Here is a 24,721-nt window from a genome sequence, read left to right as displayed (position 1 = left end):
AGTGAATGTAACGCGCGAAGAAGTCGGTCCATGGTTCCTGGTGCGGTACAACTGTAGTTATTACGACCGGCACTTTAGCAAATAGTGCCGTATAAGATATGTAAACTCTGCAATCTTCAGGATTCAGATGATTGATGGATCGTGCACTAACTGGCGTGAGAATGAAATCGGATTGGGTTTAAACTGCTTAAAAACAATAGGTTGGTGGATTGGCTGGCTAAATTTATATGTCATTTTCGGTCAGTAACAGACACAGTTGTTCATCATTCAGGCAATAATCCTTACATTGCGAAAATTAAATATTGGTCTACCACTGCAACTAGTAGCTTCTGCAAGCCAGTTCCAGACACAGTAATGTCCATTTGACGCTAAAAAAGCCATGCTCAGACACTATTGTGTCTATATGGAAGCGTTATAGCTCAATCAGGCTTACCCTATGGCTACGGTGTGCAGCAAAATCTCACCGCATACCTGCGGCAGGCCGTAAAACCGTGGGATCCAGCAACCAGGCGCTATACAAACCGGCGTAATGGCTGCTGTTAGCAAGGAAAGATAAAGCCCTGAGCAGGGCTTTACAGAGATAAGCGTTACTCGATGTTCTGGATCTGCTCGCGCATCTGCTCGATCAGCACCTTGAGCTCAATTGCTGAAGCGGTGATGTCCGCATTGATCGATTTCGATGCCAGCGTGTTCGACTCGCGGTTGAACTCCTGCATCATAAAGTCGAGGCGGCGGCCGACGGCTTCTTTCTTCTTCAGAATGTTGTAAGTCTCTTTCACGTGCGCATCGAGGCGATCCAGCTCTTCGGCTACATCAATACGCTGGGCCATCATCACCAGTTCCTGCTCAAGGCGATTGTTCTCCAGCTGTACCTCAGCTTCTTCCAGCTTGCTCACCAGACGCTCGCGCTGCCATTTCAGCACTTCTGGCATCTGCGCACGTACTTTACTGACCTGCTCGGTCACGCCCTGCAGCCGCTGTTCGATGAGCGCTTTCAGCGCGTTGCCTTCACTTTCACGCGCAATGATGAAATCGTCCAGCGCGCCATCCAGTGCTGCCAGCAGTTCCGCGTTGATGGCGTCCAGATCCTGCTCCTGCGCGGTCATCACGCCCGGCCAGCGCAGAATATCCAGCGGGTTAATTGCGCCTTCATCACTCTGCATCTTCACCCAGTTCGCCGCCTGCACCAGCTGTTTAGCCAGCGACTCATTCAGCTGCAGCTCACCCTGGGCGCTGGCATCGGCGTCGAAGCGCAGGTTGCACTCGATTTTGCCGCGCGTCAGGCGGTTGCGGATGCGTTCGCGAATCACCGGCTCCAGGCTGCGAAACTGCTCCGGCAGGCGGATGTAGGTTTCGAGGTAACGCTGGTTGACGGAACGCAGTTCCCAGGCGGCGCTGCCCCAGCTGCCTTTGGCTTCACGGCGGGCGTATGCGGTCATACTGCGGATCATAAGCTTCTACTCATTCAGGAAATGTTCTTCGAATTATAGCGAGGGTGCTCCCGGCATGATAGGCGTAAACGCACAGCAGGGTGCCAGGCCTTTGACAACCGCGTTTATTGTTATTTACCGATGTTTTCAGGCGATAAAAATATCAAGGTTGTGAATGCAGAGATAAATAACATTTTAATCTGGCGAAAAAATAGCTACTGCGTGAATTGACCTGCGGTAATTATCGCCAGCTTGTGAACGGGCAGGGTTTTTACCTTGATTAAAATCATTAAAACACTGATGCAAAGCTGTGAATTGTGTCAATCCATTGATTTTAATGGCTTTAATAACCGTTAAAACATAATGGATTTGTGAGTGTTGTTTTTGATCATATATAACGAAAATACCGTTGCGCAGGGCAAAATTGATCTCTATCGTTGGCACCACTTGAGGACGACAACCACAAAAATGATGTGGACGGCCATCAGGAAAAATATAAGTAATTAAATTTTTCTATACACAGCAAATTGAATAAGACCGACGCAGAACGCGCTCCTTGTTTTATTCACCTAAATGGAAATCAGCAAATGAACATGAACAAAATCGTTGTGGCTTTAGGTCTGTCTATGTCTCTGGTGGCGGGTTCTGCGATGGCAGCAGGTGAAGGTAACGGTACTGTGACGTTTAAAGGTGCGATTGTTGATGCGCCATGCTCCATCGAACCAGGTTCAGTCGATCAGACGGTTGAGCTGGGTCAGATTTCCAACCTGGCGCTGAAAGACGGTGGCCGTTCTACACCGCGTCCATTCCAGATCAAACTGGAAAACTGCGACACCGCAACGAAGAAAGAAGTGACCGTGACCTTTGCCGGTACTGGCTCTCAGGTTATCCCGGGCAAACTGGCTATCACCGGTACTGCATCAGGCGCGGCGATCGGCATCAACTTCGGCGATACCGAAATTGAACTGGGTACCGCCACACCAGCGCAAAAACTGATGGACGGCAACAACCAGCTCTCCTTCGCAGCCTTCCTGCAGGGTGGCGGTGCTTCTGAGACTATCGTCCCGGGCGAATTCCAGAGCGTGGCTGACTTCGCACTGAACTATCAGTAATGGTCAGAGACTGGCGGGCTTCCTTGCCCGCCACTCTATCTTTTCGCTTAAGGAACTGCGGCGATGAGTCGTTTTATGCCTGCGGCGATAGTTTCGGCATCGGTGCTTTTCATCAATGACTGCCGCGCCGAACAGTTGATCGACCGCGGCCGCGTTGCGTTACGCGGCGCCATTCATCAGGGTGCCTGCGCCATTAAGGTCGATGATGCTGAACAAACCATCGCGATGGGGGTGCTGCCGCTGGCGCGCCTGCAACGTGACGGTAAAGGGCCGGGTTTTCCCTTCTCTATCCAGCTGGTGAATTGTCCGGTGGAGTACAGCGCGTCGGGAGGCGTGGCACGCACCTTTTCTATCACCTTTGACCACGATGGCCCGCCGGGTCAGCAGCGTTTTGCTGTGTATGGCGATGCCAAAGGGGTAGAGCTGATGATTACGGATACGCAGGGCAACACCATTGCTCCCGGTGAGGCGCAGCCGATCGATCAGCATCTGACGCAGCAGCACGACCTGCGTTATCGGCTCACGCTGGTCAGCAACCAGCAGCAACTGCACAGCGGGAGTTACGCCGCCGCGATTCGTTTTCACATTAATTACAACTGATCTTTCACGGTTTACGGACACCGCTTGCCATGAAAAAGGCTTCATTAACTGCGCCAGTCTCATGCGTGCGCAGGCAGCGTATCAGGCTGACGCCGCTCAGCGTGGCGTTAATGTTAGCCCTCGGCTACAGTGCTCCGCTCTTCGCTGCCGGTGCGGTCTCATTCAACACCGATATTCTTGATCTCAACGATCGGCAAAACATCGATCTGTCGCAGTTTGCTCAGGCCGGCTACATCATGCCGGGCGAATACATGATGGAGCTGCGCGTCAACCAGACACAGATTCCGGAAATGCTGGTGCGCTACTACGCGCCCGAAAATGCGCCGAATGAAAGTCTGCCCTGCCTGACACCCGAAATGGTGGATAAACTGGCGCTGAAACCGGAAGTGCTGAAAAACGCGTCGTGGCTGCAGGACGGCCAGTGTCTGGCGGTGGATTCCATCTCCGGCATGCAGGTGCGCGGCAATCTGGGTGAATCTCGCCTCAACATAACCATTCCACAGGCATGGCTGGAGTACAGCGCCGCCAACTGGGAACCGCCGTCTCGCTGGGATAACGGCGTCCCGGGCCTGTTAATGGATTACAACCTGTTTGCCTCCACTACGCGTGCGCAATACGGCGCTAAAAGCCAGAGTGTGAGCGGCAACGGCACCGGTGGCGTTAACGCCGGTGCCTGGCGCCTGCGTGCGGACTGGCAGATGCAGCAAAATCGTGGCACGGGCAGCCATCGCCAGGAATTCACCTGGACACGCTTTTACGCCTATCGGCCGCTGCCTTCTCTCCAGGCGAAAGCCACGCTGGGCGAGAACTATCTCGATTCCGGCATGTTTGACAGCTTTCGCTATCTTGGTGCGGCGATCACCAGCGATGACAACATGCTGCCGCCCAACCTGCGTGGCTATGCGCCGGAAGTAACCGGTATCGCCAAAACCAACGCCAAAGTCACCATTAGCCAGCAGGGACGGGTGATTTATGAATCGCAGGTGGCGGCCGGTCCATTTCGTATTCAGGATCTCAATGATGCCGTCTCTGGCCAGCTTGACGTGCGCGTCGAGGAGCAGGACGGCAGCGTGCAGACCTTTAGCGTCGATACCGCCACCATCCCGTATCTGACCCGTCCGGGCCGCGTGCGTTACAAATTCGCCAGCGGCAAACCAGGCAGCGAAGAGCATAAAACGCAGGGCCCCACATTTGCCACCGGCGAATTCTCCTGGGGGATCAGTAACGGCTGGTCGATGTACGGCGGCGGGCTGGCCGCAGGCAATTACAAAGCGTTATCGATGGGTCTGGGACGCGATCTGCTGTTGCTGGGCGCCATTTCGTTTGATGCCACCCAGTCACAGGCCGGCTTGCCGCAGCAGGGCAACAAAAGCGGCGGCTCTTATCGCCTGAGCTATTCCAAACGCTTCGAGGAACTTGATGGTCAGGTGACGTTTGCCGGCTACCGCTTTTCACAGCGCAACTTTATGAGTCTGCCGCAGTATCTCGACGCGCGTTATCGCAACCAGCAGGTTTCTAACAGCAAAGAGCTCTACACCATTACGCTCAACAAGCATTTTCGCAGCCTGAACCTGAGTAGTTACCTCAGCTACAGCCATCAGACCTATTGGGATCGTGCCCCGCTGGATCGCTGGAGCTTTTCCACTTCGCGCTACTTTGATGTCGGCCGGTTTAAGAATCTGAGTTTAAGTCTGTCGCTCAACCGGACGCAATATAACGGCAAAAACGATGACAGCGTTTACCTCAACTTCAGTATGCCGATTGGCGGTGACAGCAGCCTGAGCTACAGCCAGCAAACCAGCGGTAAGCAAACCACCCACTCGGCCAGTTTTTATGACCGGCTGGACAGTAACAACAGCTACAGCCTGAGCGCCGGCCTCAATAACGATCGCCGTCAGTCGTTCAGCGGGTTTTACAGTCATCAGGGCAGTCTGACCAGCATGACGGCCAGCGCCAGCGCGCAGCAGGGTCAATACCGCAGCGCCAGTCTGTCACTGCAGGGCGGTTTAACGCTCACGCCGCAGGGCGCGGCGCTGCATCGGCTGGGCATGCCCGGCAGCACGCGTCTGATGGTCGATACCGATGGCGTGTCCGGCGTGCCGGTCAACGGTGGCGGCAGTAACACGTATACCAATTTCTTTGGCAAAGCGGTGATTTCGGATGTGAACAGCTACTACCGCAACACCGCCAGTATTGATGTCACCGGACTGGCCGACAACGTGGAAGCGTCGCGCCCGGTAACCCAGATCACCCTGACCGAAGGCGCCATCGGTTACCGGCGTTTCGGCGTGATTAAAGGCATTAAAGCCATGGCCGCCATCCGGCTGGCAGATGGCAGCTGGCCGCCCTTTGGGGCCAGCGTCCAGAGTAACGGACGCGAAGTAGGCATTCTGGATGATGACGGCCTGGTGTGGCTGAGTGGCATTGAGGCCGGTGCCAGCATGGATGTGCGCTGGAACGGCGAAACCCAGTGTCAGCTGGCATTACCCGATCCTCTGCCGCAGCAGTTGCTCGACGAAGGACAGAACTTGTTATTACTTTGCACGCGCCGCGCCGCGCCTGCTTCTTCAACGTAAGGAAAGAGTTAATCATGCTGGTAAAAACGCTGAGCAGCGCCTTGCTGCTCTCCACGCTGATGCTATCGCTGCAGGCTCACGCGGCGATTGCGCTTGATCGCACCCGGGTCATTTTTAACGGTAACGAAAAAAACGTCTCACTGAATATCAGCAATGAAAACAAGCAGCTGCCTTATCTGGCGCAGGGCTGGATTGAAGACAGCAGCGGTAAAAAAATTACGTCACCGCTGGTGCTGCTGCCGCCGGTGCAGCGCGTCGAACCGGGCGAACGCAGCGTAGTGAAAGTGCAGGCGCTGCCCGCCATCAAGGCACTGCCGCAGGATCGTGAATCGGTGTTCTATTTCAGCATGCGTGAAATCCCGCCGCGCAGCGAGAAGAGCAACGTGCTGCAAATCGCGTTGCAGACGCGTATCAAGCTGTTCTATCGCCCGGAAGCGATCGTGGTGAGCAATCCGTCAGTGGTGACGCCATGGCAGGAAAAACTGACGCTGACGCGCAAGGGTGCACGCTACCAGCTGAATAATCCGACGCCTTACTTCATCACGCTGGTGGATGCGCAGCCGGCCAAAGGCCAGTCGCTGAAGAAGAGCTTTGAACCGGTGATGGTCGCGCCAAAAACCAGTATCGATCTGGGCGTGAACGCAGCAGAACTGGGCAGCGCGCCGCTGTTAACCTACATCAACGACTACGGCGGCCGTCCAACGCTGGCGCTGAAGTGTGCCGGCGACAGCTGCAGCGTTGTCAGTAACAAGGTGGAGCAGTAAGCGATGCGTGTGCTGTTGCTGGTGCTGACGCTGTTGAGCCTGACTCTGCAGGCGGCAACCAACGGCGTGGTGCATGTGTATGGCGCGCTGCAGGAGAGTCCATGCTGGCTTGACGTCGGTAACAATGATCAGGCGGCTGGCCTCGATACCACGCCGACCGCCGCGCTGCAACAGGTTGGCGAGCAGGTGATGAAGCAGGCGTTAACGCTGCATTTGCAGGACTGTCCGTACAGTATCCGCAATGTCGCCGATCCGCTATGGCTGCAACACGTGCCGTCCATCAGCATCGATTTTTTTGCCCCGCAAAGTCTGGCCGACCCGCAGCTGATTCGTGTACAGGGCTCTGACGGCGTGGGCCTGCAATTGTTTGATGAGAACCATCAGCCGCTGCCGCCCACCTTCCGCAATCTGCGCGTGCCGCTCAGCGCCGGAAGCAATGTGCTGAGCTGGCTGACAGTAGAGGAACGCACCGCGCTGCCGCTGCAGCCGGGTGCCTGGTCAGCCAGCGGTCAGTTACAGGTGAACTATGACTAAGCATCGACTTGTTCCGTTGATGAAGTATTACAGCAGGCTGCTGATCGGTAGCCTGCTGCTGTGCATCTGCTGGCCGCTGCATGCGGTGGAGCTGCGCCTGCACGGTACGCTGATTGAGAATCCGCCCTGCACGCTGAATGACAACCAGAGCCTGATGATTGAGTTTGGCGATGCGCTGAGCGTGAAAAAGATCGATGGCGTCAACTATCTGCAGCGTAAGGCGATACCGGTCAAGTGCACCGAGGATCCGGGTGCGGCATTGCAGGTGCGTCTGACCGGGACCGCTTCCGGATTCGACAGCAGCGCGCTGCTCAGCAGCGTGAGTGCGCTGGGTATTCGCTTTTATCTGGCCAGCAAGCCGCTGGCGGTCAACAGCACGTTGCCGATTGTTTTCCCGGGCACACTTGATCTTGGCGCGGTGCCGGTACAGCAGCCGGGCGTGACGCTGGAGGGTGGGGAGTTCACCGCCAGCGCGGCGCTGCTGCTGGAATATCAGTAAGGAGAAGCGATGAGAGCGGGCGTAATGCTGGTACTGGGATGGCTGCTGGTGTCACAGGCACAGGCGATAGAGATGCAGCTGCACGGCACGCTGGTGGCGGAACCCTGTTCGCTGGAACCGGATCAGCAGCAGCTGGAACTCAACTTTGGCGACATCGTCGCGAAATCGCTGTATCAGAATCCGCGCACGCCGGCGCGTCAGCTGGTGATGCGCCTGAGCGGTTGTGATACCGAACTGGGTAAAGACGTCGAGCTAGTGTTCAACGGCATTGCCGATGTCGAGCAGCCCGATCTGCTGGCGCTGGCCGGTGATGCCGGTGCCAAAGGCGTGGCCATTGGGCTGAGTGATGCGGACGGAAAGCTGGTGCCCATTAACCGCGGCGTGATGCATTTTCCGCTGCAGCAGGGCGACAACCAGCTGCAGTTCAGTGCCTGGCTGCAGGCTTCGGCGAGCGCGATTGCCGAGCGCACCATTGAGCCTGGCAACGTATCGGCGATTGCTACTTTTTATCTGAACTATCCCTGAGTGCCTGTTATGTGGTTGATAAATCAACATATCACGTTTGACCCGGATCGGCGCCTGTTGCGCGATCGGCATGATAACGAGCTGCTGCTCAACCAGAGCAGCGCACGCTGCCTGGCGCTGTTTCTGCAAAAGCCGGGTGAGGTCATTAGCCACGAAACGCTGCTGGATGAGGGCTGGCGTAGCCAGGGGGTGCACGTGACGGAAAACTCGCTGCGCCAGATGCTATCGATGCTGCGCAAACAGTTTCTGCAACTGCGGGTTGAAGGAGAAACCTTTGTCACCGTTCATCGTCAGGGCTACCGGCTGCATGAGTCGGTGCGGGTGGAAGCCTGTTTACCGCTGGCCGAAGCCGTGGAGGAAGCGCGCATTACGTCGGAAGCACGTATTCAGCCGCTGGTGACCACCCATGTGCATACTGCGCCGCTGCCGGTAATAGCGCCGCCGCCGACCACCGCCGCCGTGGAGGAGGAAACGCCCGCTGCGGCACCACGCAGCCGTTCCGGACTGGTATTAATCGGCATGTTGATCAGCGCAGTGCTGTTACTGGTGCTGGCCTTACTCGGCATTAAGGTGCTGGAGATTCGCGACGTGGTCACCGTGACCTATGCACCCTATCGCCACGTGCAGGGCCGGCAGTGGTATATCCAGGACGACTTCAGCGCCACCGAGCGTGAAGAGATCGATCAAAACCTGCAGCTGGTGAGTGACAGCATGGCGCGCTTTATCCAGCTGGCCGAAGAGGAACGCCACATCTATATCAACCGCACCAAGCTGGCTGACCGTTACAGCTGGTTTATCTGTCAAAACCCTATCGAGCAGAAGGATGCGTTATGTCGGTCAGCCATATATTTCGTCGCCGAGTAACCTGGGTGTTGCAGGGGGGATTACTGATGCTGGCGCTGGTACTGGCGGCTATCCTGATTTATCAGCTGTCGCGCCGTATCCCTCATTGTGAAGCGGATTCGATTCTGATTTCCAGAGAGGCGGGACAGCTGGTGGTGTCGCATGGGCAGTGGAAAGTGCAAAACAGTCTGTTTCAGGCCACCGGCAATTACAGCGGCATGATCAGTTATTACTCGCCACAACAGCAACTGCAGCGCCGCGAACCGGTTGATGTCTCTTTTGAACTGCGCCACAGCTTCTCCGGCGCCGCGCTGCGCAGCGAAACCACTGCCATTTCCTACAATCTTGCCAATCGCGCCTCACCACAAAATATTGAACGCTATATCTCCGCCGGCCTGGCGCCCGGCCATGTCAATTACGGCTGGATTTATCGTCTGCAGAATGTGCGCTATGTGATTGGCAATAATGCGAATCCGTCGGTGATTTGTAAGAAATAACATTATTTTTAAGCTTTAAAATTAAGGGCGCTACAAATGGGAAAATTAATTATTATCTTCATTTCTTTCACGATGATTAATTCGGTAGTCGCTTATGCAAGGAATGAAAACGCATGCTGGGGAGAGCCCGTAAATATCACGGCAATTTCAGCAACTTCAATTGGCTCTTTCCCTTCTAATAGAAAAGGGACAGAAAAAAGAATTTTCTTTAAGACGGAGCCAACAACATTTCCTGGTTATTGTAATAAAAGTTTTGCGGGAACACCGAATGGCATGCATTATTATGGGGATATGAATCCATTATTTTCTCTTTCTGAGTTAAATCAAGGGTACTATAAATTAAGTGAAGATGTTGATATCAGAATATCTCTTGGGACAATTTATAAAAGTTATAAGTTTCCTATGTTTCCTCCGAATTCTGTAAGCGGAGGTGTCACGCCAAATGGTGTGGGTGAAAGAATATACGTTAATAATTTTTCAGCCGCAGGTGAGGGTTTTATAGATTTAGTACTTAGGCGGGATATCATTGGTGGGGCTATAATTATACCGGCTGGTGTAAAGCTCTACGATATGTATAGAGTTTTAACTATATCTCCATACCCACCTAAACCTGAAGATCCACTTCTTCAAGGTGTTATTATGGGCGGAGGAGTTATAATCCCAGTTCCTGTTGTCTGTAAAATTAATCAGGATAATCTAATTCAGGTAGAGTTTGGTAATTTAAGTATTGCAGCTGTTTCTGATTCTGAATCAAATCCGTCCTTCATCAAAGACATTCCTATTGACGTGTCGTGTAGTGAGAGTATCACAAAAAAGGTTGGAATAAAGCTGGTTTCAGAGTTCTCTCCATTTTCGAGTAATCTGGTGGCAACAAGTAATCAAAGTTTAGGTCTTGCCATGCTTCATAATGGGGTAATAATAAAGCCGTACGACTCTTTTCCAATGGATATATATGATGGGTTAGGTCATGCTGCCTTTAGTATATTTCCTGTAAAAAATAAAATGTCCAAGTTAGAATCAGGTGAATTTACTGCTTCTGCGATCTTGATTGTGACGCCAGACTGAGCTCTGTTTAAATAAAGCATGATAGTTGTTGTATTGCACATTCTGAGTCGGGCTCGATTCTGATTTCTCAGGAGGCAGGCATCTTTTGCGATTCTTTGCAAAATAACAACGGTCTAATTTGATTATTTTAAATTATTTGTGCGTGAATAGACTATGATGATTATTTTGTTGCGAAGGATATATATATTATTTATTGCTAAGGCTTTTTTTATGAGCATTTTTTCTCATCAGGCTCATGCTGGTCTTGATTATGCCTGCTGGACCGACCCTTTAGCAGTAATGGTATTGACATCAGGCCGTTTGGCTAGCCACAGCATATCTCCTGTAAAAGGAGTACACGGCAGGTTATTCTTTGATGAATCATTAGGGGGGTTTTCTGGCATATGTAATAATCCCGGTAAATATGAATGGTATAACTTACTTATTGAGGCTGATCTGGGTGCACATTTTATCCCTTCATCTACAAATATCGGTTATTATAAACTCACTGATGAGGTTGATGTGAAGGTGCAAGGCTATGCTCCAAGCTGGTATCCTTATCCAATGACTTTCGAGGACCGTAGATATAAAAATCCTGGTCGTGGGACAATAAAGCCTGGGCTGGGAATGATTCATGATGTTTTTTCGGCTTCTTCATTTCTTTTAACTGATTTTATTATAACAAAAGATATTATCGGTGGAGCGATTTTTGTCCCGCCTGATGTAGAGATGGTGACCATTTATACGATTGGTTATATGAGCCCGCCTTATCCTCCGAGACCCGAAAAACCCTTGCTAAAAATCGTTATCGGACCTCACGGCATTATCATCCCGGTACCCATTGTCTGCGATATCAATAACGGCAGGGATATTAACGTTGAATTTGACCGCATCGCGGTAAGCTCCGTTTCTGAGTCAGTATCCAATACCGCCAACTACAAAGATGTGCCGTTAGAAGTCAAATGCAGTTCTGCATTAAATCAGGACGTCAATTTACGCTTAGTCGCCGGAACCACCTCTTTCTCGGATGAACTCATCGCCACCAACTATCCTGATCTGGGGATTGCGGTTAAACATAAAGGACAATTTCTCAAACCGATGGGCACTTCTACTGTCCGGTTAATCAACGGCATGGCTTCAGAGGTCATCACCGTGTTCCCGGTGAAAAAGAAAGGACAACCGCTGAGCGGTGGTGAATTCAATGCTTCAGCAACATTGCTGATCAGCATGCCTTGATGATGCTTTAATCCGCGTTATTGATATTAATGTTAATTAATCTTTTTATGATGGTTAAAGTTAAACACTTATCAGAGGGAGATCGGCTTAACCTGCAGCGATACAGATTAACGGTGTTTGAAAATATTTTTCATCATCACAGCTGTGTGAATCACCATGATTCACGGGGGTTTTCACACCATTCACAGCTTTTTGGCCGTACATTTTCTGTAGCCAAAGTCTATCAACCATTATTCAACGAGACAGTTTTTGGCCTGTTTCGGCAATTGGGTTTGCTATGCTCTTTCTCTGTTTTATGTCGTGGTATCTGTCCGGACGAGACCCGCGCGTCACGCCACCTTTGCTGATGCAGCAATTTCTGCAGCGGCGGCGTCGGGGACAGTGCGGTGAGAAAGTCGCCTCTTTCCCTTTCGCTTCGCTGGCCTGTCTTATCTGTTTCCTCCCCACGCTGATTTATCTGCCCAACAGTGGTGGCAATGGCTTTGATCTGCCGCTGAATTTGCTCACTGCAGGCTGCCTCGCGCTGCTGGCGGCCACGCTGCTGTTGAAGAACTGGCGCCAGCCGCGCGATTTAATTGATGACAACGTCATGACGCATGCGCTGTTGCTGATGCTGTTTTGCTTTGCGCTGGCGGTGATCCTGCAGGAGAACGATAACGGACTGCTGACCGGCGTTATCCGGCTACTGGGGCTCAGTGCCATACTCATTTTGTGGCTGCTGCTGGGCCTGATGCCGCAGCTCTGGCAGCAGCGTCAGCGGATCATTGCCGGTATTGTGCTGCTCAGCACCTTGCAGGCGCTGCTGGCGATTGCGCAAACCTGTTTTCCGGCCCAGCTGCAAACGCTGATGGAGTTTCGCTATCACGCCGGCCAGATTCGCCCTTACGGTATTTTTCAGCAGTTCAATTTGCTGGCCAGCTTTCTGGCGACCGGTCTGGCGGCAACGGTCTGGCTCTGTCTGCAATCTGACATCAGGCACCGTTTCTTACTGCTGCCGGCAGTGCTGATCAACAGCCTGGCACTGCTTCTGACGCAGTCGCGTACCGGTGCGTTTGGTTTTGCGCTGGCGCTGCTGGTGATGCTGCTGGTATGCGTTCGTCGGCAGCGCGCGGTAATCATCAGGATTGTCATGGTGATGGCGCTGGCCGTGCTATGCGCCCTGCTGCTGCGCAATGAATTAGCGCCGGGCATGCGTGAATTTGCGGCGTCCGATCTGGCGCGCCAGCAGCTGCTGGAATACACGCTGCGCATGATCATGGAAAAACCGTTCAGCGGCTGGGGCTTTGGCCAGTTTGAGTATCATTTTTCGCGGATACGCATGGTGGACGCGATCCACCTGAAAGATTTCAACGCCACCCATCCCCATAACGAGTGGCTGTATAGCTGGGTGGAAGGCGGTGTTTTGCCGATGGTAGGCTTCACCGCCGTGTTGCTGGCATGGCTGACGCCGCTGTGGCGCTGGCGCAGTCAGCCGCAGCGCCTGATGCTGTGGAGTCTGACGCTGCCCGTCATGCTGCACACCATGGTCGAATTTCCGCTCTATCAATCGCTGCCGCATCTGTGGCTGCTGATGCTGCTTACCCATCTGGCGTTACGCCAGCCCGAAGATCGATCAATGATTGAACCTGCGACACCGGGGCTGCCGTCGCGCATGCTGCGCCTGAACATGGCCGGCGGCGCGATTGCGCTGATGCTGTTTTTCTTCAGCGGCCTGCAGACCAACGCGCTGCTCACCCAGGCGGAGCGCGGTCAGTTCCTCTCCTATCCTTCACGCGATCAGCTGTGGAATCCGTGGATTCAGGGCGAGCGCTATGAATTCGGCGAAATGGTGCATTGCCTGATGCGCTACAACCAGACGCGGGATGAGCGCCTGCTGGCGCGCTTTGTGCAGCAGTCGTCGCTGTGGCTGGAGCGCCATAACGACCTCAACGTATTCCGGAATGCGGTGATGATTGAGTGGCATCTGCGTCACTATCAGCGCTCGCGCAGGCTGCTGCGTCAGGCGCTGACTCTCTATCCAACAGATGAAAGCCTGCTGCAGCTGAAAGCAAAAATGATGACGGAATGGTCATCGGCGGCCTATGCTGTGACAGATGAGACAGGCAACTTCTGAGGCTAAGATGTTGAATAAATGGATGAGGCCGCTGGGCTTCGCCATGATGTTAAGCGGATGTCAGACTTCTCCGCCCACCCCGCAGGTTATTCCGCCGCACACCGCGCCCGTGGCCGTGTGCGGGGCTGGCGAGATGATGATGCAAACCACGCTGTGGTTTGACCTGCCGTCCTCCGCTGGCGCAGCGGCCTGGTCGCAGTTTGCTGAACGCGACATCACGCAGCACTTTCCCTCGCCGCTGACGATTTACGATGGCCGCGGCCCGCAGGGCAATCGCAAGGTACTGATACTGCTTCATCCGGCGGATCGGGCCAGCTCCGAAAGCATTAACGCGCTGCGCGACAAGTTTAAACATCGTTTTGCGACACAACCGGTGACGCGTATCGACTCGCTGGTGTGCGCGGCGCTGTAACACGCGCTGCCTGCACGCGGGCAGGACAGCCGCCTGTGAAGTCCGTATAATGCGCAGCCAAACCCAAGCAAGCCGGAGAGAAACCATGCGTCCAGCAGGCCGTAGCACTTCTGAAGTGCGTCCCGTCACCCTCACTCGTCACTTTACCAAACATGCGGAAGGCTCGGTTCTTGTCGAGTTCGGCGAAACCAAAGTCCTGTGCACCGCGACCGTTGAAGAGGGCGTGCCGCGTTTTCTCAAAGGCAAAGGTCAGGGCTGGGTAACCGCAGAATATGGCATGCTGCCGCGCTCGACGCACAGCCGTATGGCGCGTGAAGCCGCCAAAGGCAAGCAGGGTGGACGTACGCTGGAAATTCAGCGCCTTATCGCCCGCTCGCTGCGTGCGGCGGTTGATCTGCAGGCGCTGGGTGAATTCACCATCACGCTGGACTGCGACGTGATTCAGGCCGACGGCGGCACGCGTACCGCGGCGATCACCGGTGCCTGCGTGGCGCTGGCGGATGCGCTGAACGCGCTGGTGGCAGCCGGTAAACTGAAAGCCAGCCCGCTGAAAGGCATGGTGGCGGCGATCTCGGTCGGCATCGTGGCCGGTGAAGCGGTGTGTGATTTAGAGTATGTCGAAGACTCCGCCGCTGAAACGGATATGAATGTGGTGATGACCGAAGATGGCCGCATGATTGAGGTGCAGGGCACCGCAGAAGGCGAGCCGTTCAGCCATGACGAATTGTTGCAGCTGCTGGCGCTGGCGCGCGGCGGCATTGAGCAGCTGATTCAGGCGCAGAAAGCGGCGTTAATTGATTGATGTAACAGGCGACCACAGAGTCGCCTTTTCTTTATTTGAGGAGTGAGAAATGAAAGCCTGGCAGCGTCAGTTTATTGAGTTCGCCCTGAACAAAGGGGTATTAAAGTTTGGTGAGTTCACCCTGAAGTCCGGCCGCAAAAGTCCCTATTTCTTTAATGCCGGTCTGTTCAATACCGGGCGCGATTTAGCGCTGCTGGGCCGTTTCTATGCGCAGGCGCTGGTGGATGGCGGCGTCGATTTCGACCTGCTGTTTGGCCCGGCCTACAAAGGCATTCCGATTGCGACCACTACCGCCGTGGCGCTGGCCGATCATCATGACCGCGATGTGCCGTACTGTTTTAACCGTAAAGAGGCCAAAGATCACGGCGAAGGCGGTTTACTGGTGGGCAGCCCGCTGCAGGGCAAAGTGATGCTGGTCGATGATGTGATCACCGCCGGCACGGCAATTCGTGAATCGATGGACATCATCAACGCCCACAACGCCACGCTGGCCGGCGTGCTGATTTCACTCGACCGCCAGGAGCGTGGCCGTGGCGAGATTTCCGCGATTCAGGAAGTGGAGCGCGATTATCAGTGCAAGGTCACGGCGATCATTACGCTGAGCGAGCTGATTGATTACCTGGCGGAGAAGCCAGAGATGGCCGACCATCTGGCGAAGGTGAAGGCGTATCGCAAAGAGTACGGCATCTAAGGTTTGCCGCGGTCGCCATGAATGGCGACCCTACAGTAGCAGGATGTTTGAGCGTAGGGTGCGCATTGATGCGCACCTGGTGGCAAAAGTGAAGGCGTATCGTAAAAAGTACGGTATTTAAGGTTTGCTGCGGTCGCCATGAATGGCGCCCCTACAGTAGCAGGATGTTTGAGCGTAGGGTGCGCATTAAGGTACAAACCGGCCACATGGGTAACACTTTAGACCGGGCACATGGGTAACAGTTATAAACGGCATAGCAGAGGAGACTCACTATGCCCTGGACTGAGACTGTTACCATGCAACGCCTTGAATTCATCCTCGCCTGCCAGGCAGGCGGGGAATCCATGACGCAGCTGTGTCACCGCCACGGCATCAGCCGCAAAACCGGCTACAAGTGGCTCAGCCGCTTTAACCCCGGCGAGCTCTCCTCGCTTGAAAATCTCTCCCGCGCCCGCCATCTCCAGCCCGATAAAATCGCCCCCGACATCGCCGCGCGCCTTGTTCAGTTCCGCCAGCAGCACCCCGACTGGGGGCCAAAAAAAATCCGCCACTGGTTCCTCAGCAACGGCGCTGACTTCATCGTGCCCGCCGCCAGCACCATCGGCGACCTGCTGAAGGCGGCGGGAATGGTGCAGCCGCGGACGCCGCGTAAGCGAACGCCGGGCAACCTGCGCAGTCTCACGACACCCGTGAGGAATAACCACGTCTGGAGCGCTGATTTTAAAGGGCGCTTCCGCCTGAAAGACGGCAGCTGGTGCCGCCCCTTCACGCTCACCGATAACCACAGCCGCTACCTGCTGTCCTGCGAGCCGGGCACGTCGGAGACCACGGTGTTCGTGCGCGGCTGCATGGAAAAGGCCTTCCTGGAAGGCGGGCTGCCCGACGTTATCCGCACCGACAACGGCTCGCCCTTCGTTGCGCCGGGCATCCTCGCGCTGACGCAGCTGAGCGTGTGGCTGATAAAACTGGGGATACAGCCGGAAAGAACCGCGCCGGGCTGTCCGGGGCAGAACGCCCGCCACGAGCGGATGCACCGGTCGCTGAAGGTCGCCATGAGCCATCACGACGTCTTTGGCTCGCTGCCAGAGCAGCAGGCGTGGTGCAGCGGATGGCGGAACGAGTTCAATCAGGAAAAGCCGCATGAGGCGCACGGGCAGCAGCCGCCCGCAAAAATATGGACGCCTTCACCGCGGAAATGGAACGGAAAAGTGCCGGAGGTGGGTTATCCGGAGGGGGCGAAGCTGTACAAAGTCGGTGAAAAAGGCGACCTGAGGCTGAACGGGCGGACCTTCCTGAGCGCAGCGTTACGGGGCGAGTACGTGCGGTTCCTGGAAGTGGACGACGGCATTGACGTCATCCTCTTCGACAGGCTCATCCTTGCGTATTATGACCGGGCAGAAAAGCGTATTATCCGGATCGACTGACCACAAAAAGTGTTACCTGTGTGCCCGGTCTGATCTGTTACCCATGTGCCCGGTCGTACCTTAATGCGCACCTGGTGGCGAAGGTCGGGGCGATTGCAAAGAGTACGGCATTTAAGGTTTGCCGCGGTCGCCATGAATGGCGCCCCTACAGTCGCAGGATGCCAGGGCGTAGGGTGCGCATTGATGCGCACCTGGTGGCGAAGGTCGGGGCGATTGCAAAGAGTACGGTATTTAAGGTTTAGCGCGATATTCAGCGCCGCACGATAGCGTAGCGGCGCAATTTATTGCGCGATGGATCGCGCCGCTACAAATCCGCTGTGCGTATTAAACCAGCTGTGCGGCAATCAGCGGCCAGCGGCTGTCGAAATCGGCGGTCGGGCGATAGCGGAACTCCGAGCGCACATAGCGTGACAGCAAACCTTCGCAGAACGCCAGCAGCTGGCTAGCGAGCAGCGTCTCATCAGTCTGGAAACCTTCGCCGTCGCGCATCTTCTTCTCTTTCATCACCTGGCGCAGCTGAACTTCGATACGCTCAAACAGCTGATTAATGCGCCCCTGCAGGCGATCCTGTTCAAACATCAGCGCGTGGCCGGTCAGGATGCGCGTCAGTCCTGGATTACGCTCACCAAATCCCAGCAGCAATTGCACGATCAGGCGCAGACGCGCCATCGTCTCTTTTTCATCTTTCAGGATCAGATTGATGCGGGTAATCAGACTGTCTTCAATAAACTCAATCAGGCTATCAAACATGCGCGTTTTGCTGGGAAAGTGGCGATATAACGCCGCTTCCGAAACGCCGACATTGGCGGCCAGCTTGGCGGTGGTGATACGCTGACTGCCATCGCCCGACTCCAGCATTTGCGCCAGCGCCTGCAAAATCTCTTCGCGACGATTCCGTTTCGCGACTTTTTTTTCTGCCATGACCTTCAACACCCCTGAAATTCACCAAAAACAGGCAATACTGCCTTATCTGCCACAGATAAAGCGGCCTGTGGCGACAAGAAATAAAAAGATGGCTATGCGAAAAGTGAGCGTATTACTGACGGCCAGAGTGACCGAAACCGCCTGCGCCGCGATCGCTGGCGTCAAAATCTTCCACCAGGTTAAATTCGGCCTGCACCACCGGTACAAACACCAGCTGAGCCAGGCGATCGCCAGGCTGCAGCGTGAAGCTATCCTGGCCACGGTTCCACACTGAAACCATCAGCTGGCCCTGATAGTCGGAGTCAATCAGCCCCACCAGGTTACCCAGTACGATGCCGTGTTTGTGACCGAGACCGGAGCGCGGCAGGATGACGGCGGCCAGTGACGGATCGGCAATGTGAATCGCCAGGCCGGTCGGCACCAGCGTGGTCATGCCCGGTGCGATTTCCAGTGCGTCATCAAGGCAGGCGCGCAGATCGAGACCCGCGGAGCCAGAGGTCGCATAGGTGGGTAGTGGAAATTCCTTGCCTACGCGCGCATCAAGTATTTTTACGTCGATTTTTTTCATCATAACGGCTGACAATCTCGTCTATTAATTGTTGGCCAAGGAGCGTCTTATCACTGAGCGGTAAGACTTTCTCTCCCTCCTGCCAAAAAAGGTGAAGAGCATTGGTGTCGCTATTGAAGCCCTGCCCGGCCTGCGCCACATCATTGGCGCAAATCAGGTCCAGGTTTTTCCGCACCCGTTTTTGCCGCGCGTATTCTTCCACATTCTGGGTTTCGGCAGCAAATCCCACCACGAAAGGGCGCTGCACTTTGAGCGCCGCGACGCCTGCGACAATATCCGGGTTCTTCACCAGCTGCAGCGTGACGTTATCATCGCCACCCTGTTTTTTAATTTTCTCTGCGGCAATGTTTGCCGCCCGGTAGTCTGCCACGGCTGCGCTGGCAATGAAAATATCTTGTTGGCTGATTTGCGCCATCACCGCCGCTTCCATCTCCAGTGCGCTGTTGACATCAATGCGCGTCACGCCGGCGGGCGTGGCTAAGTTCACCGGACCGGAAATCAGCGTCACGTTTGCGCCGCGCTTTGCCGCCGCCGCCGCAACCGCATAGCCCATCTTGCCGGAGCTGTGATTACTGATATAGCGCACCGGATCCAGCGCTTCACGCGTCGGACCGGCGGTGATCATAATGTTGAGATGTTGCAGATCGTTGACGGGCGCGGCCCACTCCAGCGCATGCGCAACGATGGCCAGCGGGTCCAGCATACGGCCCGGGCCGATATCACCGCACGCCTGGCTACCGCTGTCCGGTCCCCAGACCAGCACGCCGCGCTGCGCCAGACGCTGCAGATTCTCCTGCGTGACTGCCGCGCGGTACATCTGCTGGTTCATGGCTGGCACGATGGCGACCGGTGCCGCGCTGGCCAGGCAGGCGGTGGTGACCAGGTCGTTTGCCATGCCAGCGGTAATACGTGCAATCAAATCGGCGGTTGCGGGCGCAAGCACAATCAAATCGGCCCATTTTGCCAGTTCGATATGGCCCATTGCCGCTTCGGCCGCCGGGTCGAGCAGGTCATCAAACACCGGATAGCCGGAAACCGCCTGCAGGCTGAGCGGCGTAATAAAGGCTTTGGCCGCATCGGTCATCATCACGCGGACATCCGCGCCGCGATCGCGCAGACGGCGCACCAGTTCCGGTGCTTTATAGGCCGCGATGCCGCCACTGACGCCCAGCAGAATTTTTTTTCCGGCTAATCCCATCATGTTGTTTGCCTCACTTCAACGCAGAGTGCCGCGCCTGGCGCGACAGATGCAGGCAACTTTATCACAAAATCGGCGACCCGCCTTTTCACTGCCTGCGCCCTTTGCGAGCCGGCTCTGGAATTTGTCACGCGCCGCTGGTGGCCTGCAATGCACCGGCGCAGAATGGCGGCATTGCAGGGAGGGCGGAACGATGACGGAACTGGCACCACGGGAAAAACTGACGCTGCTGGGCGCCGAGGCGCTAAGCGATGCCGAACTGCTGGCGATCTTTTTACGTACCGGCACGCGCGGCAACAGCGTGATGGGGCTGGCGCGGCTGATGCTGAATGAATTCGGTTCGCTGTATCGCATCATGACCGCCAGTAAAGAGGAGCTGGGGCAGATAAAGGGCGTCGGCAGCGCCAAAATGACGCAACTGCATGCCATTGCGGAACTGGGACGGCGCTTTTTTGCCAGCCAGCTGGCGCGCGAAAATGTGATGGAGAATCCGCAGGTCACGCGCCACTACCTGCAAAGCGTGCTGGCACATCAGGAGCGTGAAATCTTTATGGCGCTGTTTCTGGATAACCAGCACCGCGTTCTGCAGGCGCAGAAGATGTTTTCCGGCTCCATTGCCAGCGTGGAAGTGCATCCGCGTGAAATCGTGCGTGAGGCGCTAAAGCTCAACGCGGCGGCGGTGATACTGGCGCATAATCATCCGTCCGGCATGGCGGAACCGAGCCGTGCCGATCGCGAGATTACCAGCAAGGTGGCGCAGGCCTGCGCGCTGCTGAATATCCGCTTATTAGATCATCTGGTGATTGGTCACGGCGAGTTTACCTCTTTCGCCGAGCGCGGCTGGCTGTAATTCGCGGCGTCAACTGGGCAGAAATCCGGCGTTTTTGCGCGATCCGGAGGGATCTTTATCTGTTCGGGACTTGAGCACTTCGGCTTAGCGGCGTATACTACGCCACCTTTGAGAATCTCGGGTTTGGCGTTTGGGCCAGCTTAGCGGGTTCACATGGAACTCGCCTGGGCGGGCTAAGGCCTGACGAGGCGGCCAAAACCTAGTTTTTAAAGCTCGAGCTGATTTGATTTTTGGAGAATAGAAATGTCACGAGTCTGCCAGGTAACTGGAAAGCGTCCGGTGACCGGTAACAACCGTTCCCACGCAATGAACGCGACGAAACGCCGTTTCCTGCCGAACCTGCACTCTCACCGTTTCTGGGTTGAGAGCGAGAAGCGCTTCGTTACTCTGCGTGTATCTGCTAAAGGTATGCGTGTTATTGATAAAAAGGGCATCGATACGGTTCTGGCCGAAATCCGCGCCCGTGGTGAGAAGTACTAAGGAACTGAATCATGGCTAAAGGTATTCGTGAGAAGATCAAGCTGGTTTCCTCTGCTGGTACAGGTCACTTCTATACCACCACGAAGAACAAACGTACTAAACCTGAGAAACTGGAACTGAAAAAGTTCGATCCGGTTGTACGTCAGCACGTGATCTACAAAGAAGCCAAAATTAAGTAATTTTGGTGTTCTTGCGAAAAACCCGGCTCCGGCCGGGTTTTTTGTTTCTGCGCTACGTTGAGGAGATGAGATGCCTGAATTACCTGAGGTAGAAACCAGCCGACGCGGTATAGAACCTCACCTGGTGGGAGAAACCATTCTGCATGCCATTGTGCGCAATCCGCGTCTGCGCTGGCCGGTTTCCCATGAAATCCACGCGCTGAGTGACCAGCCGGTGCTCAGCGTACAGCGCCGCGCCAAGTATCTGCTGCTGGAGCTGCCGCACGGCTGGATCATCATTCATCTTGGCATGTCCGGCAGCCTGCGCGTCCTGCCCGGCGAACTGCCGGCTGCGAAGCACGACCACGTCGATTTGGTGATGAGCAATGGCAAAGTGCTGCGCTATACCGATCCGCGGCGTTTTGGCGCCTGGCTGTGGACTACCGATCCTGAAGGCAGCAGCGTGCTGGCGCACCTCGGTCCGGAACCGCTGAGCGATGCCTTCAGCGGCGAGTATCTGTATGAAAAGTCGCGCGGCAAACGCACGGTGATCAAGCAGTGGCTGATGGATAACAAAGTGGTGGTGGGCGTGGGTAACATCTATGCCAGCGAATCGCTGTTTACCGCCGGGATCTTACCCGATCGTCCGGCGATGAGCCTGAGTGAAGCGGAAGCGGAACTGCTGGCGAACACCATCAAAGCCGTGCTGCTGCGTTCGATTGAGCAGGGCGGCACCACGCTGCGTGATTTCCTGCAGACCGACGGTAAGCCAGGCTATTTTGCGCAGCAGCTGCAGGTGTATGGCCGCACTGGCGAGCCCTGTCGCGCCTGCGGTACGCCGATCCTCAGCGGTAAACACGGTCAGCGCAGCACCTTCTGGTGTCCACGCTGCCAGCACTGATTACGGCTGCGCCAGCTTCGCCAGCAGCGCCTGATGCACCACGGCAGGCAGAAATGCCTGCACGTCACCCTGATGGCGCGCCACTTCCTTGACCAGCGACGACGAGACAAATGAGAAGCCTTCGGACGGCATCAGAAACACGCTCTCCAGCGTGGGCAGCAGATGACGGTTCATGTGCGCCAGCTGCAGCTCATACTCAAAGTCCGATACCGCACGCAGACCGCGCACCAGCACGTTCGCGTTCTGCGCCTGGGCAAAATTCGCCATCAAATCGCTAAAGCCAACCACCTCAACATTTGGCAGATGGGCCGTAACCTGGCGCGCCAGATCGACACGTTCATCAAGGCTAAACAGCGGCTTCTTACTCGGGCTGGCGGCAATTGCCAGCACGATGCGATCAAACATCTGCGCTGCGCGCGTGACGATATCCAGATGGCCCAGCGTCATCGGGTCAAACGTGCCGGGATAAATCGCTTTAGTGCTCATACGCGGCCCTGTGTTGAGGTGTGATGCAGCGCCCAGAGCGCCGAGTATTTGTTAAAGGTGTATTGTGCGTTGACCACCGCCAGAATCCAGCCCTGTTTACCATCGAGAAAACCGGCGCGCAGCAGCAGTGTCTTAATAAATGCGCCTGCGGTGTGGCTGAAAACAGAGAGAATACTGCAGCGCTTACCGCGCTGAAAGCGCTCCTGCGCCCAGGCTTCGGCATAGTTCATCTGCTTGCGCTGGAAGGCGATCAGGTCGCGGCAGGTCAGGTGTTGCAAATCACCCGGCAGCGCCACCACCGGCGTGCCCTGCGTCTCCAGCGATTCGTGCACCAGATTGTCGTTATAGCGCAGATGGCGCGGATAGAGGCGCAGCACGCGGTCGGGATACCAGCCGCTGTGGCGCATAAAGCGGCCGAGAAACAGATTACTGCGCCCGAGGCTATAAACCTTATCGCTGGGTGGCTGTGTCAGCACCTGCTCAATGGCACGGCGCAGTTCTGGCGTAACCCGTTCATCGGCATCCAGCATCAGAATCATATCGCCGCTGGCAAAGGCCTGGGCACGCTGACGCTGCTTACCAAAGCCGGCCCAGCCGTCTGCCTGATAGACCTGCGCACCGTGCGCGCGTGCCACCTCTATGGTCGCATCGCTGCTGCCCGAATCCAGCAGAATGATTTCATCTGCCCAGCTGACGGAAGCCAGCGCCTCCGGAAGGAGTTCAGCTTCGTTTTTGGCGATCATCACCACGGAGAGACGTTGGCGTTGCGACATGCGTTAATGAGCTCGTGGAGGCAGATGCGGTTCGAGTAACTGTAGCAGACGCTGCAGTGCGCCCTGATTCTGGTGCAGCACGTCTACCGCGTGGCGGCCGTAGTAGCGGCGATAATCGTCATCCTGCAGCAGGTTCGCCACTTCTTTTTCCAGCGACACCACATCAGTAACGGTAATCAGCCCTTCCGCCTGTTGCAGACGGGCGCAGATATCTTTGAAGTTCCAGATGTGCGGGCCCATCAGCACCGGAATGGCATGCGCAGCGGGCTCGAGCGGATTGTGGCCGCCGCGCTCCACCAGGCTGCCGCCAACAAAGGCCAGATCGGCGATGCCGTACAGCAGCATCAGTTCGCCCATGGTATCGCCAATCACTACCTGCGTGGCGCTGGAAGGAATCTCGCCGCTGCTGCGCAGGGTAAAGCTGAAGCCGCGTTTTTGCGTCAGGTTGCAGGCATCTTTAAAGCGTTCCGGATGGCGCGGCACCAGAATCAGCAGCAGATCCGGGAACTGTTGCAGCAGGCGGCGATGGGCGTCGAGCACGATGGCCTCTTCGCCTTCGTGCGTGCTGGTGGCGATCCACACCGGCCGGCGCGATGCCCACTGGCGGCGCAGTGTCACCGCGCGTGCTGCCAGCTCCGGCGTAACGGAGATATCAAACTTCAGACTGCCGGTCACGGCCAGGTGCGAGCGCTTCAGGCCAAGGCTGAGGAAACGATCGCCGTCCTCAACGTTCTGCGCTGCGATCAGCGTAATGCGCTGCAGCAGGTCACGCATGAAACCGCCGAGCTTTTTATAACCTCTGGCGGAGCGTTCAGACAGGCGCGCATTGGCAATCACCAGCGGAATCTGGCGCTGATGCAGAATGCGAATAATGTTCGGCCACAGCTCGGTTTCCATGATAATCACCAGCCGTGGGTCGACGGTATCGAGGAAACGGTTAATTGAGCCGGGCAAATCGTACGGCAGATAGACGTGGTGCACGTCTTTGCCAAACGCCGACTGAGCACGCTCGGAGCCGGTGGGCGTCATGGTGGTCACGGTAATGGGCAGCGTCGGATAGCGATGACGCAACGCGCGCACCAGCGGCACGGCGGCGAGCGTTTCACCGACCGAAACCGAGTGCAGCACGATGCCGTGCGGCGCCACTTTACCGCTGCAGTAGCCGTAGCGCTCAGCCCAGCGTTTGCGATAGGCCGGTGCTTTTCGACCGCGCAGCCACAGGCGCAGCCAGATCAGTGGCTGAATCAGATAAAGCAGGGCTGTATAGAGAGTCGTCATAGT

At 55.7% G+C, this 24,721-nt stretch carries 28 protein-coding genes; 20 read left to right on the top strand and 8 right to left on the bottom strand.

Annotated elements, in window-relative coordinates; genetic code table 11:
• Positions 1-587: 587 nt before the first annotated feature.
• Together C1N60_RS19605 and C1N60_RS19600 are read right to left on the bottom strand one after the other, a co-directional pair.
• A complete protein-coding gene (locus C1N60_RS19605; RefSeq protein ID WP_021507096.1) occupies positions 588-1,451 on the bottom strand; it encodes a YicC/YloC family endoribonuclease in 864 nt (287 codons plus the stop codon).
• Positions 1,452-1,625: 174 nt separating this feature from the next.
• Positions 1,626-1,877, bottom strand: a complete 252-nt coding sequence (locus C1N60_RS19600; RefSeq protein ID WP_125311832.1) for a hypothetical protein — start codon at positions 1,875-1,877, stop codon at positions 1,626-1,628.
• Positions 1,878-2,017: 140 nt separating this feature from the next.
• Here C1N60_RS19600 and C1N60_RS19595 point away from each other — a divergent pair, with 140 nt between their 5' ends.
• From C1N60_RS19595 to C1N60_RS19520, 16 genes are all read left to right on the top strand, one after another.
• Positions 2,018-2,542: a fimbrial protein gene (locus tag C1N60_RS19595; RefSeq protein WP_021507095.1), complete on the top strand. Its 525-nt coding sequence runs from the start codon at positions 2,018-2,020 to the stop codon at positions 2,540-2,542.
• A gap of 63 nt (positions 2,543-2,605) precedes the next feature.
• The gene (locus C1N60_RS19590; RefSeq protein ID WP_021507094.1) at positions 2,606-3,142 is read left to right on the top strand and encodes a fimbrial protein; all 537 of its coding nucleotides are present in this window, start codon (positions 2,606-2,608) and stop codon (positions 3,140-3,142) included.
• Between the two features lie 29 nt (positions 3,143-3,171).
• Positions 3,172-5,718: an outer membrane usher protein gene (locus tag C1N60_RS19585; protein WP_394521223.1), complete on the top strand. Its 2,547-nt coding sequence runs from the start codon at positions 3,172-3,174 to the stop codon at positions 5,716-5,718.
• 14 nt (positions 5,719-5,732) lie between these two features.
• Complete coding sequence (locus C1N60_RS19580) at positions 5,733-6,482, top strand: fimbria/pilus periplasmic chaperone (RefSeq protein ID WP_394521222.1); 750 nt, start codon at positions 5,733-5,735, stop codon at positions 6,480-6,482.
• Between the two features lie 3 nt (positions 6,483-6,485).
• Complete coding sequence (locus C1N60_RS19575) at positions 6,486-7,016, top strand: fimbrial protein (protein ID WP_132466155.1); 531 nt, start codon at positions 6,486-6,488, stop codon at positions 7,014-7,016.
• A complete protein-coding gene (locus tag C1N60_RS19570) occupies positions 7,009-7,515 on the top strand; it encodes a fimbrial protein (RefSeq protein ID WP_081035969.1) in 507 nt (168 codons plus the stop codon). The genes C1N60_RS19575 and C1N60_RS19570 overlap by 8 nt, the downstream gene beginning before the upstream one ends.
• 9 nt (positions 7,516-7,524) lie before the next feature.
• Positions 7,525-8,040, top strand: a complete 516-nt coding sequence (locus C1N60_RS19565; RefSeq protein WP_394521221.1) for a fimbrial protein — start codon at positions 7,525-7,527, stop codon at positions 8,038-8,040.
• Between the two features lie 9 nt (positions 8,041-8,049).
• Positions 8,050-8,904 (top strand): winged helix-turn-helix domain-containing protein, encoded by an 855-nt coding sequence (locus C1N60_RS19560; RefSeq protein WP_394521220.1) that lies wholly within the window; start codon positions 8,050-8,052, stop codon positions 8,902-8,904.
• Entirely contained in the window at positions 8,871-9,380 is a 510-nt protein-coding gene (locus tag C1N60_RS19555) for a hypothetical protein (RefSeq protein WP_127833493.1), read from the top strand. Before C1N60_RS19560 ends, C1N60_RS19555 begins: the two co-directional genes overlap by 34 nt.
• A gap of 36 nt (positions 9,381-9,416) precedes the next feature.
• Positions 9,417-10,445, top strand: coding sequence for a fimbrial protein (locus tag C1N60_RS19550; protein WP_394521219.1), 1,029 nt, complete (start codon positions 9,417-9,419; stop codon positions 10,443-10,445).
• Positions 10,446-10,598: 153 nt separating this feature from the next.
• Positions 10,599-11,660 (top strand): fimbrial protein, encoded by a 1,062-nt coding sequence (locus tag C1N60_RS19545; RefSeq protein ID WP_394521218.1) that lies wholly within the window; start codon positions 10,599-10,601, stop codon positions 11,658-11,660.
• 277 nt (positions 11,661-11,937) lie between these two features.
• On the top strand, positions 11,938-13,773 hold the full coding sequence (locus C1N60_RS19540; RefSeq protein WP_394521217.1) for a PglL family O-oligosaccharyltransferase: 1,836 nt from the start codon (positions 11,938-11,940) through the stop codon (positions 13,771-13,773).
• Positions 13,774-13,780: 7 nt separating this feature from the next.
• A complete protein-coding gene (locus tag C1N60_RS19535; protein WP_278426843.1) occupies positions 13,781-14,185 on the top strand; it encodes a DUF3574 domain-containing protein in 405 nt (134 codons plus the stop codon).
• Between the two features lie 85 nt (positions 14,186-14,270).
• Positions 14,271-14,987: a ribonuclease PH gene (gene rph, locus C1N60_RS19530; protein WP_021507082.1), complete on the top strand. Its 717-nt coding sequence runs from the start codon at positions 14,271-14,273 to the stop codon at positions 14,985-14,987.
• Between the two features lie 49 nt (positions 14,988-15,036).
• The gene (gene pyrE, locus C1N60_RS19525; RefSeq protein ID WP_021507081.1) at positions 15,037-15,678 is read left to right on the top strand and encodes an orotate phosphoribosyltransferase; all 642 of its coding nucleotides are present in this window, start codon (positions 15,037-15,039) and stop codon (positions 15,676-15,678) included.
• A gap of 296 nt (positions 15,679-15,974) precedes the next feature.
• On the top strand, positions 15,975-17,102 hold the full coding sequence (locus C1N60_RS19520; protein ID WP_196368259.1) for a DDE-type integrase/transposase/recombinase: 1,128 nt from the start codon (positions 15,975-15,977) through the stop codon (positions 17,100-17,102).
• Between the two features lie 324 nt (positions 17,103-17,426).
• Here C1N60_RS19520 and slmA read toward each other — a convergent pair whose 3' ends face one another.
• The 3 genes from slmA to coaBC form a co-directional block, all read right to left on the bottom strand.
• Positions 17,427-18,023, bottom strand: a complete 597-nt coding sequence (gene slmA / locus C1N60_RS19515; protein WP_021507079.1) for a nucleoid occlusion factor SlmA — start codon at positions 18,021-18,023, stop codon at positions 17,427-17,429.
• 115 nt (positions 18,024-18,138) lie between these two features.
• On the bottom strand, positions 18,139-18,597 hold the full coding sequence (dut, locus tag C1N60_RS19510) for a dUTP diphosphatase (protein ID WP_031279631.1): 459 nt from the start codon (positions 18,595-18,597) through the stop codon (positions 18,139-18,141).
• Complete coding sequence (gene coaBC / locus C1N60_RS19505; protein ID WP_058759428.1) at positions 18,566-19,795, bottom strand: bifunctional phosphopantothenoylcysteine decarboxylase/phosphopantothenate--cysteine ligase CoaBC; 1,230 nt, start codon at positions 19,793-19,795, stop codon at positions 18,566-18,568. Before coaBC ends, dut begins: the two co-directional genes overlap by 32 nt.
• Positions 19,796-19,985: 190 nt before the next feature.
• On the opposite strand from coaBC, the gene radC reads away from it, so the two are divergent.
• The 4 genes from radC to mutM all read left to right on the top strand — a co-directional run bounded on the left by radC (position 19,986) and on the right by mutM (position 22,181).
• On the top strand, positions 19,986-20,642 hold the full coding sequence (radC, locus tag C1N60_RS19500) for a RadC family protein (protein ID WP_021507076.1): 657 nt from the start codon (positions 19,986-19,988) through the stop codon (positions 20,640-20,642).
• Positions 20,643-20,885: 243 nt separating this feature from the next.
• The gene (gene rpmB / locus C1N60_RS19495) at positions 20,886-21,122 is read left to right on the top strand and encodes a 50S ribosomal protein L28 (RefSeq protein WP_010616494.1); all 237 of its coding nucleotides are present in this window, start codon (positions 20,886-20,888) and stop codon (positions 21,120-21,122) included.
• A gap of 11 nt (positions 21,123-21,133) precedes the next feature.
• On the top strand, positions 21,134-21,301 hold the full coding sequence (rpmG, locus tag C1N60_RS19490) for a 50S ribosomal protein L33 (RefSeq protein ID WP_001051798.1): 168 nt from the start codon (positions 21,134-21,136) through the stop codon (positions 21,299-21,301).
• A 70-nt stretch (positions 21,302-21,371) separates the two neighbouring features.
• A complete protein-coding gene (mutM, locus tag C1N60_RS19485) occupies positions 21,372-22,181 on the top strand; it encodes a bifunctional DNA-formamidopyrimidine glycosylase/DNA-(apurinic or apyrimidinic site) lyase (RefSeq protein ID WP_394521216.1) in 810 nt (269 codons plus the stop codon).
• Here mutM and coaD read toward each other — a convergent pair whose 3' ends face one another.
• The 3 genes from coaD to waaA are packed head-to-tail and all read right to left on the bottom strand — an operon-like array spanning position 22,182 to position 24,718.
• The gene (gene coaD / locus C1N60_RS19480) at positions 22,182-22,667 is read right to left on the bottom strand and encodes a pantetheine-phosphate adenylyltransferase (protein ID WP_021507073.1); all 486 of its coding nucleotides are present in this window, start codon (positions 22,665-22,667) and stop codon (positions 22,182-22,184) included. It abuts the gene before it with no gap.
• The gene (locus tag C1N60_RS19475; RefSeq protein WP_010616498.1) at positions 22,664-23,440 is read right to left on the bottom strand and encodes a glycosyltransferase family 2 protein; all 777 of its coding nucleotides are present in this window, start codon (positions 23,438-23,440) and stop codon (positions 22,664-22,666) included. Before C1N60_RS19475 ends, coaD begins: the two co-directional genes overlap by 4 nt.
• A 3-nt stretch (positions 23,441-23,443) precedes the next feature.
• Complete coding sequence (waaA, locus tag C1N60_RS19470) at positions 23,444-24,718, bottom strand: lipid IV(A) 3-deoxy-D-manno-octulosonic acid transferase (protein ID WP_021507071.1); 1,275 nt, start codon at positions 24,716-24,718, stop codon at positions 23,444-23,446.
• Positions 24,719-24,721 lie beyond the last annotated feature (3 nt).

It is taken from the genome of Pantoea sp. SGAir0184 (genome assembly GCF_043544755.1).
This window is presented reverse-complemented; position numbering and strand designations above follow the sequence as displayed.

Bases quoted from the DNA above. Each gene is read 5' to 3' on its own strand.
- rpmG (WP_001051798.1), top strand. From the start codon at position 21,134: ATGGCTAAAGGTATTCGTGAGAAGATCAAGCTGGTTTCCTCTGCTGGT.
- C1N60_RS19580 (WP_394521222.1), top strand. From the start codon at position 5,733: ATGCTGGTAAAAACGCTGAGCAGCGCCTTGCTGCTCTCCACGCTGATG.
- C1N60_RS19535 (WP_278426843.1), top strand. From the start codon at position 13,781: ATGTTGAATAAATGGATGAGGCCGCTGGGCTTCGCCATGATGTTAAGC.
- rpmB (WP_010616494.1), top strand. From the start codon at position 20,886: ATGTCACGAGTCTGCCAGGTAACTGGAAAGCGTCCGGTGACCGGTAAC.
- waaA (WP_021507071.1), bottom strand. From the start codon at position 24,718: ATGACGACTCTCTATACAGCCCTGCTTTATCTGATTCAGCCACTGATC.
- coaBC (WP_058759428.1), bottom strand. From the start codon at position 19,795: ATGATGGGATTAGCCGGAAAAAAAATTCTGCTGGGCGTCAGTGGCGGC.
- C1N60_RS19570 (WP_081035969.1), top strand. From the start codon at position 7,009: ATGACTAAGCATCGACTTGTTCCGTTGATGAAGTATTACAGCAGGCTG.
- C1N60_RS19565 (WP_394521221.1), top strand. From the start codon at position 7,525: ATGAGAGCGGGCGTAATGCTGGTACTGGGATGGCTGCTGGTGTCACAG.
- C1N60_RS19605 (WP_021507096.1), bottom strand. From the start codon at position 1,451: ATGATCCGCAGTATGACCGCATACGCCCGCCGTGAAGCCAAAGGCAGC.
- C1N60_RS19590 (WP_021507094.1), top strand. From the start codon at position 2,606: ATGAGTCGTTTTATGCCTGCGGCGATAGTTTCGGCATCGGTGCTTTTC.
- C1N60_RS19595 (WP_021507095.1), top strand. From the start codon at position 2,018: ATGAACATGAACAAAATCGTTGTGGCTTTAGGTCTGTCTATGTCTCTG.
- slmA (WP_021507079.1), bottom strand. From the start codon at position 18,023: ATGGCAGAAAAAAAAGTCGCGAAACGGAATCGTCGCGAAGAGATTTTG.
- radC (WP_021507076.1), top strand. From the start codon at position 19,986: ATGACGGAACTGGCACCACGGGAAAAACTGACGCTGCTGGGCGCCGAG.
- rph (WP_021507082.1), top strand. From the start codon at position 14,271: ATGCGTCCAGCAGGCCGTAGCACTTCTGAAGTGCGTCCCGTCACCCTC.
- C1N60_RS19585 (WP_394521223.1), top strand. From the start codon at position 3,172: ATGAAAAAGGCTTCATTAACTGCGCCAGTCTCATGCGTGCGCAGGCAG.
- C1N60_RS19540 (WP_394521217.1), top strand. From the start codon at position 11,938: ATGCTCTTTCTCTGTTTTATGTCGTGGTATCTGTCCGGACGAGACCCG.
- C1N60_RS19545 (WP_394521218.1), top strand. From the start codon at position 10,599: ATGATGATTATTTTGTTGCGAAGGATATATATATTATTTATTGCTAAG.
- C1N60_RS19475 (WP_010616498.1), bottom strand. From the start codon at position 23,440: ATGTCGCAACGCCAACGTCTCTCCGTGGTGATGATCGCCAAAAACGAA.
- pyrE (WP_021507081.1), top strand. From the start codon at position 15,037: ATGAAAGCCTGGCAGCGTCAGTTTATTGAGTTCGCCCTGAACAAAGGG.
- coaD (WP_021507073.1), bottom strand. From the start codon at position 22,667: ATGAGCACTAAAGCGATTTATCCCGGCACGTTTGACCCGATGACGCTG.
- C1N60_RS19560 (WP_394521220.1), top strand. From the start codon at position 8,050: ATGTGGTTGATAAATCAACATATCACGTTTGACCCGGATCGGCGCCTG.
- C1N60_RS19520 (WP_196368259.1), top strand. From the start codon at position 15,975: ATGCAACGCCTTGAATTCATCCTCGCCTGCCAGGCAGGCGGGGAATCC.
- C1N60_RS19550 (WP_394521219.1), top strand. From the start codon at position 9,417: ATGGGAAAATTAATTATTATCTTCATTTCTTTCACGATGATTAATTCG.
- dut (WP_031279631.1), bottom strand. From the start codon at position 18,597: ATGATGAAAAAAATCGACGTAAAAATACTTGATGCGCGCGTAGGCAAG.
- C1N60_RS19575 (WP_132466155.1), top strand. From the start codon at position 6,486: ATGCGTGTGCTGTTGCTGGTGCTGACGCTGTTGAGCCTGACTCTGCAG.
- mutM (WP_394521216.1), top strand. From the start codon at position 21,372: ATGCCTGAATTACCTGAGGTAGAAACCAGCCGACGCGGTATAGAACCT.
- C1N60_RS19555 (WP_127833493.1), top strand. From the start codon at position 8,871: ATGTCGGTCAGCCATATATTTCGTCGCCGAGTAACCTGGGTGTTGCAG.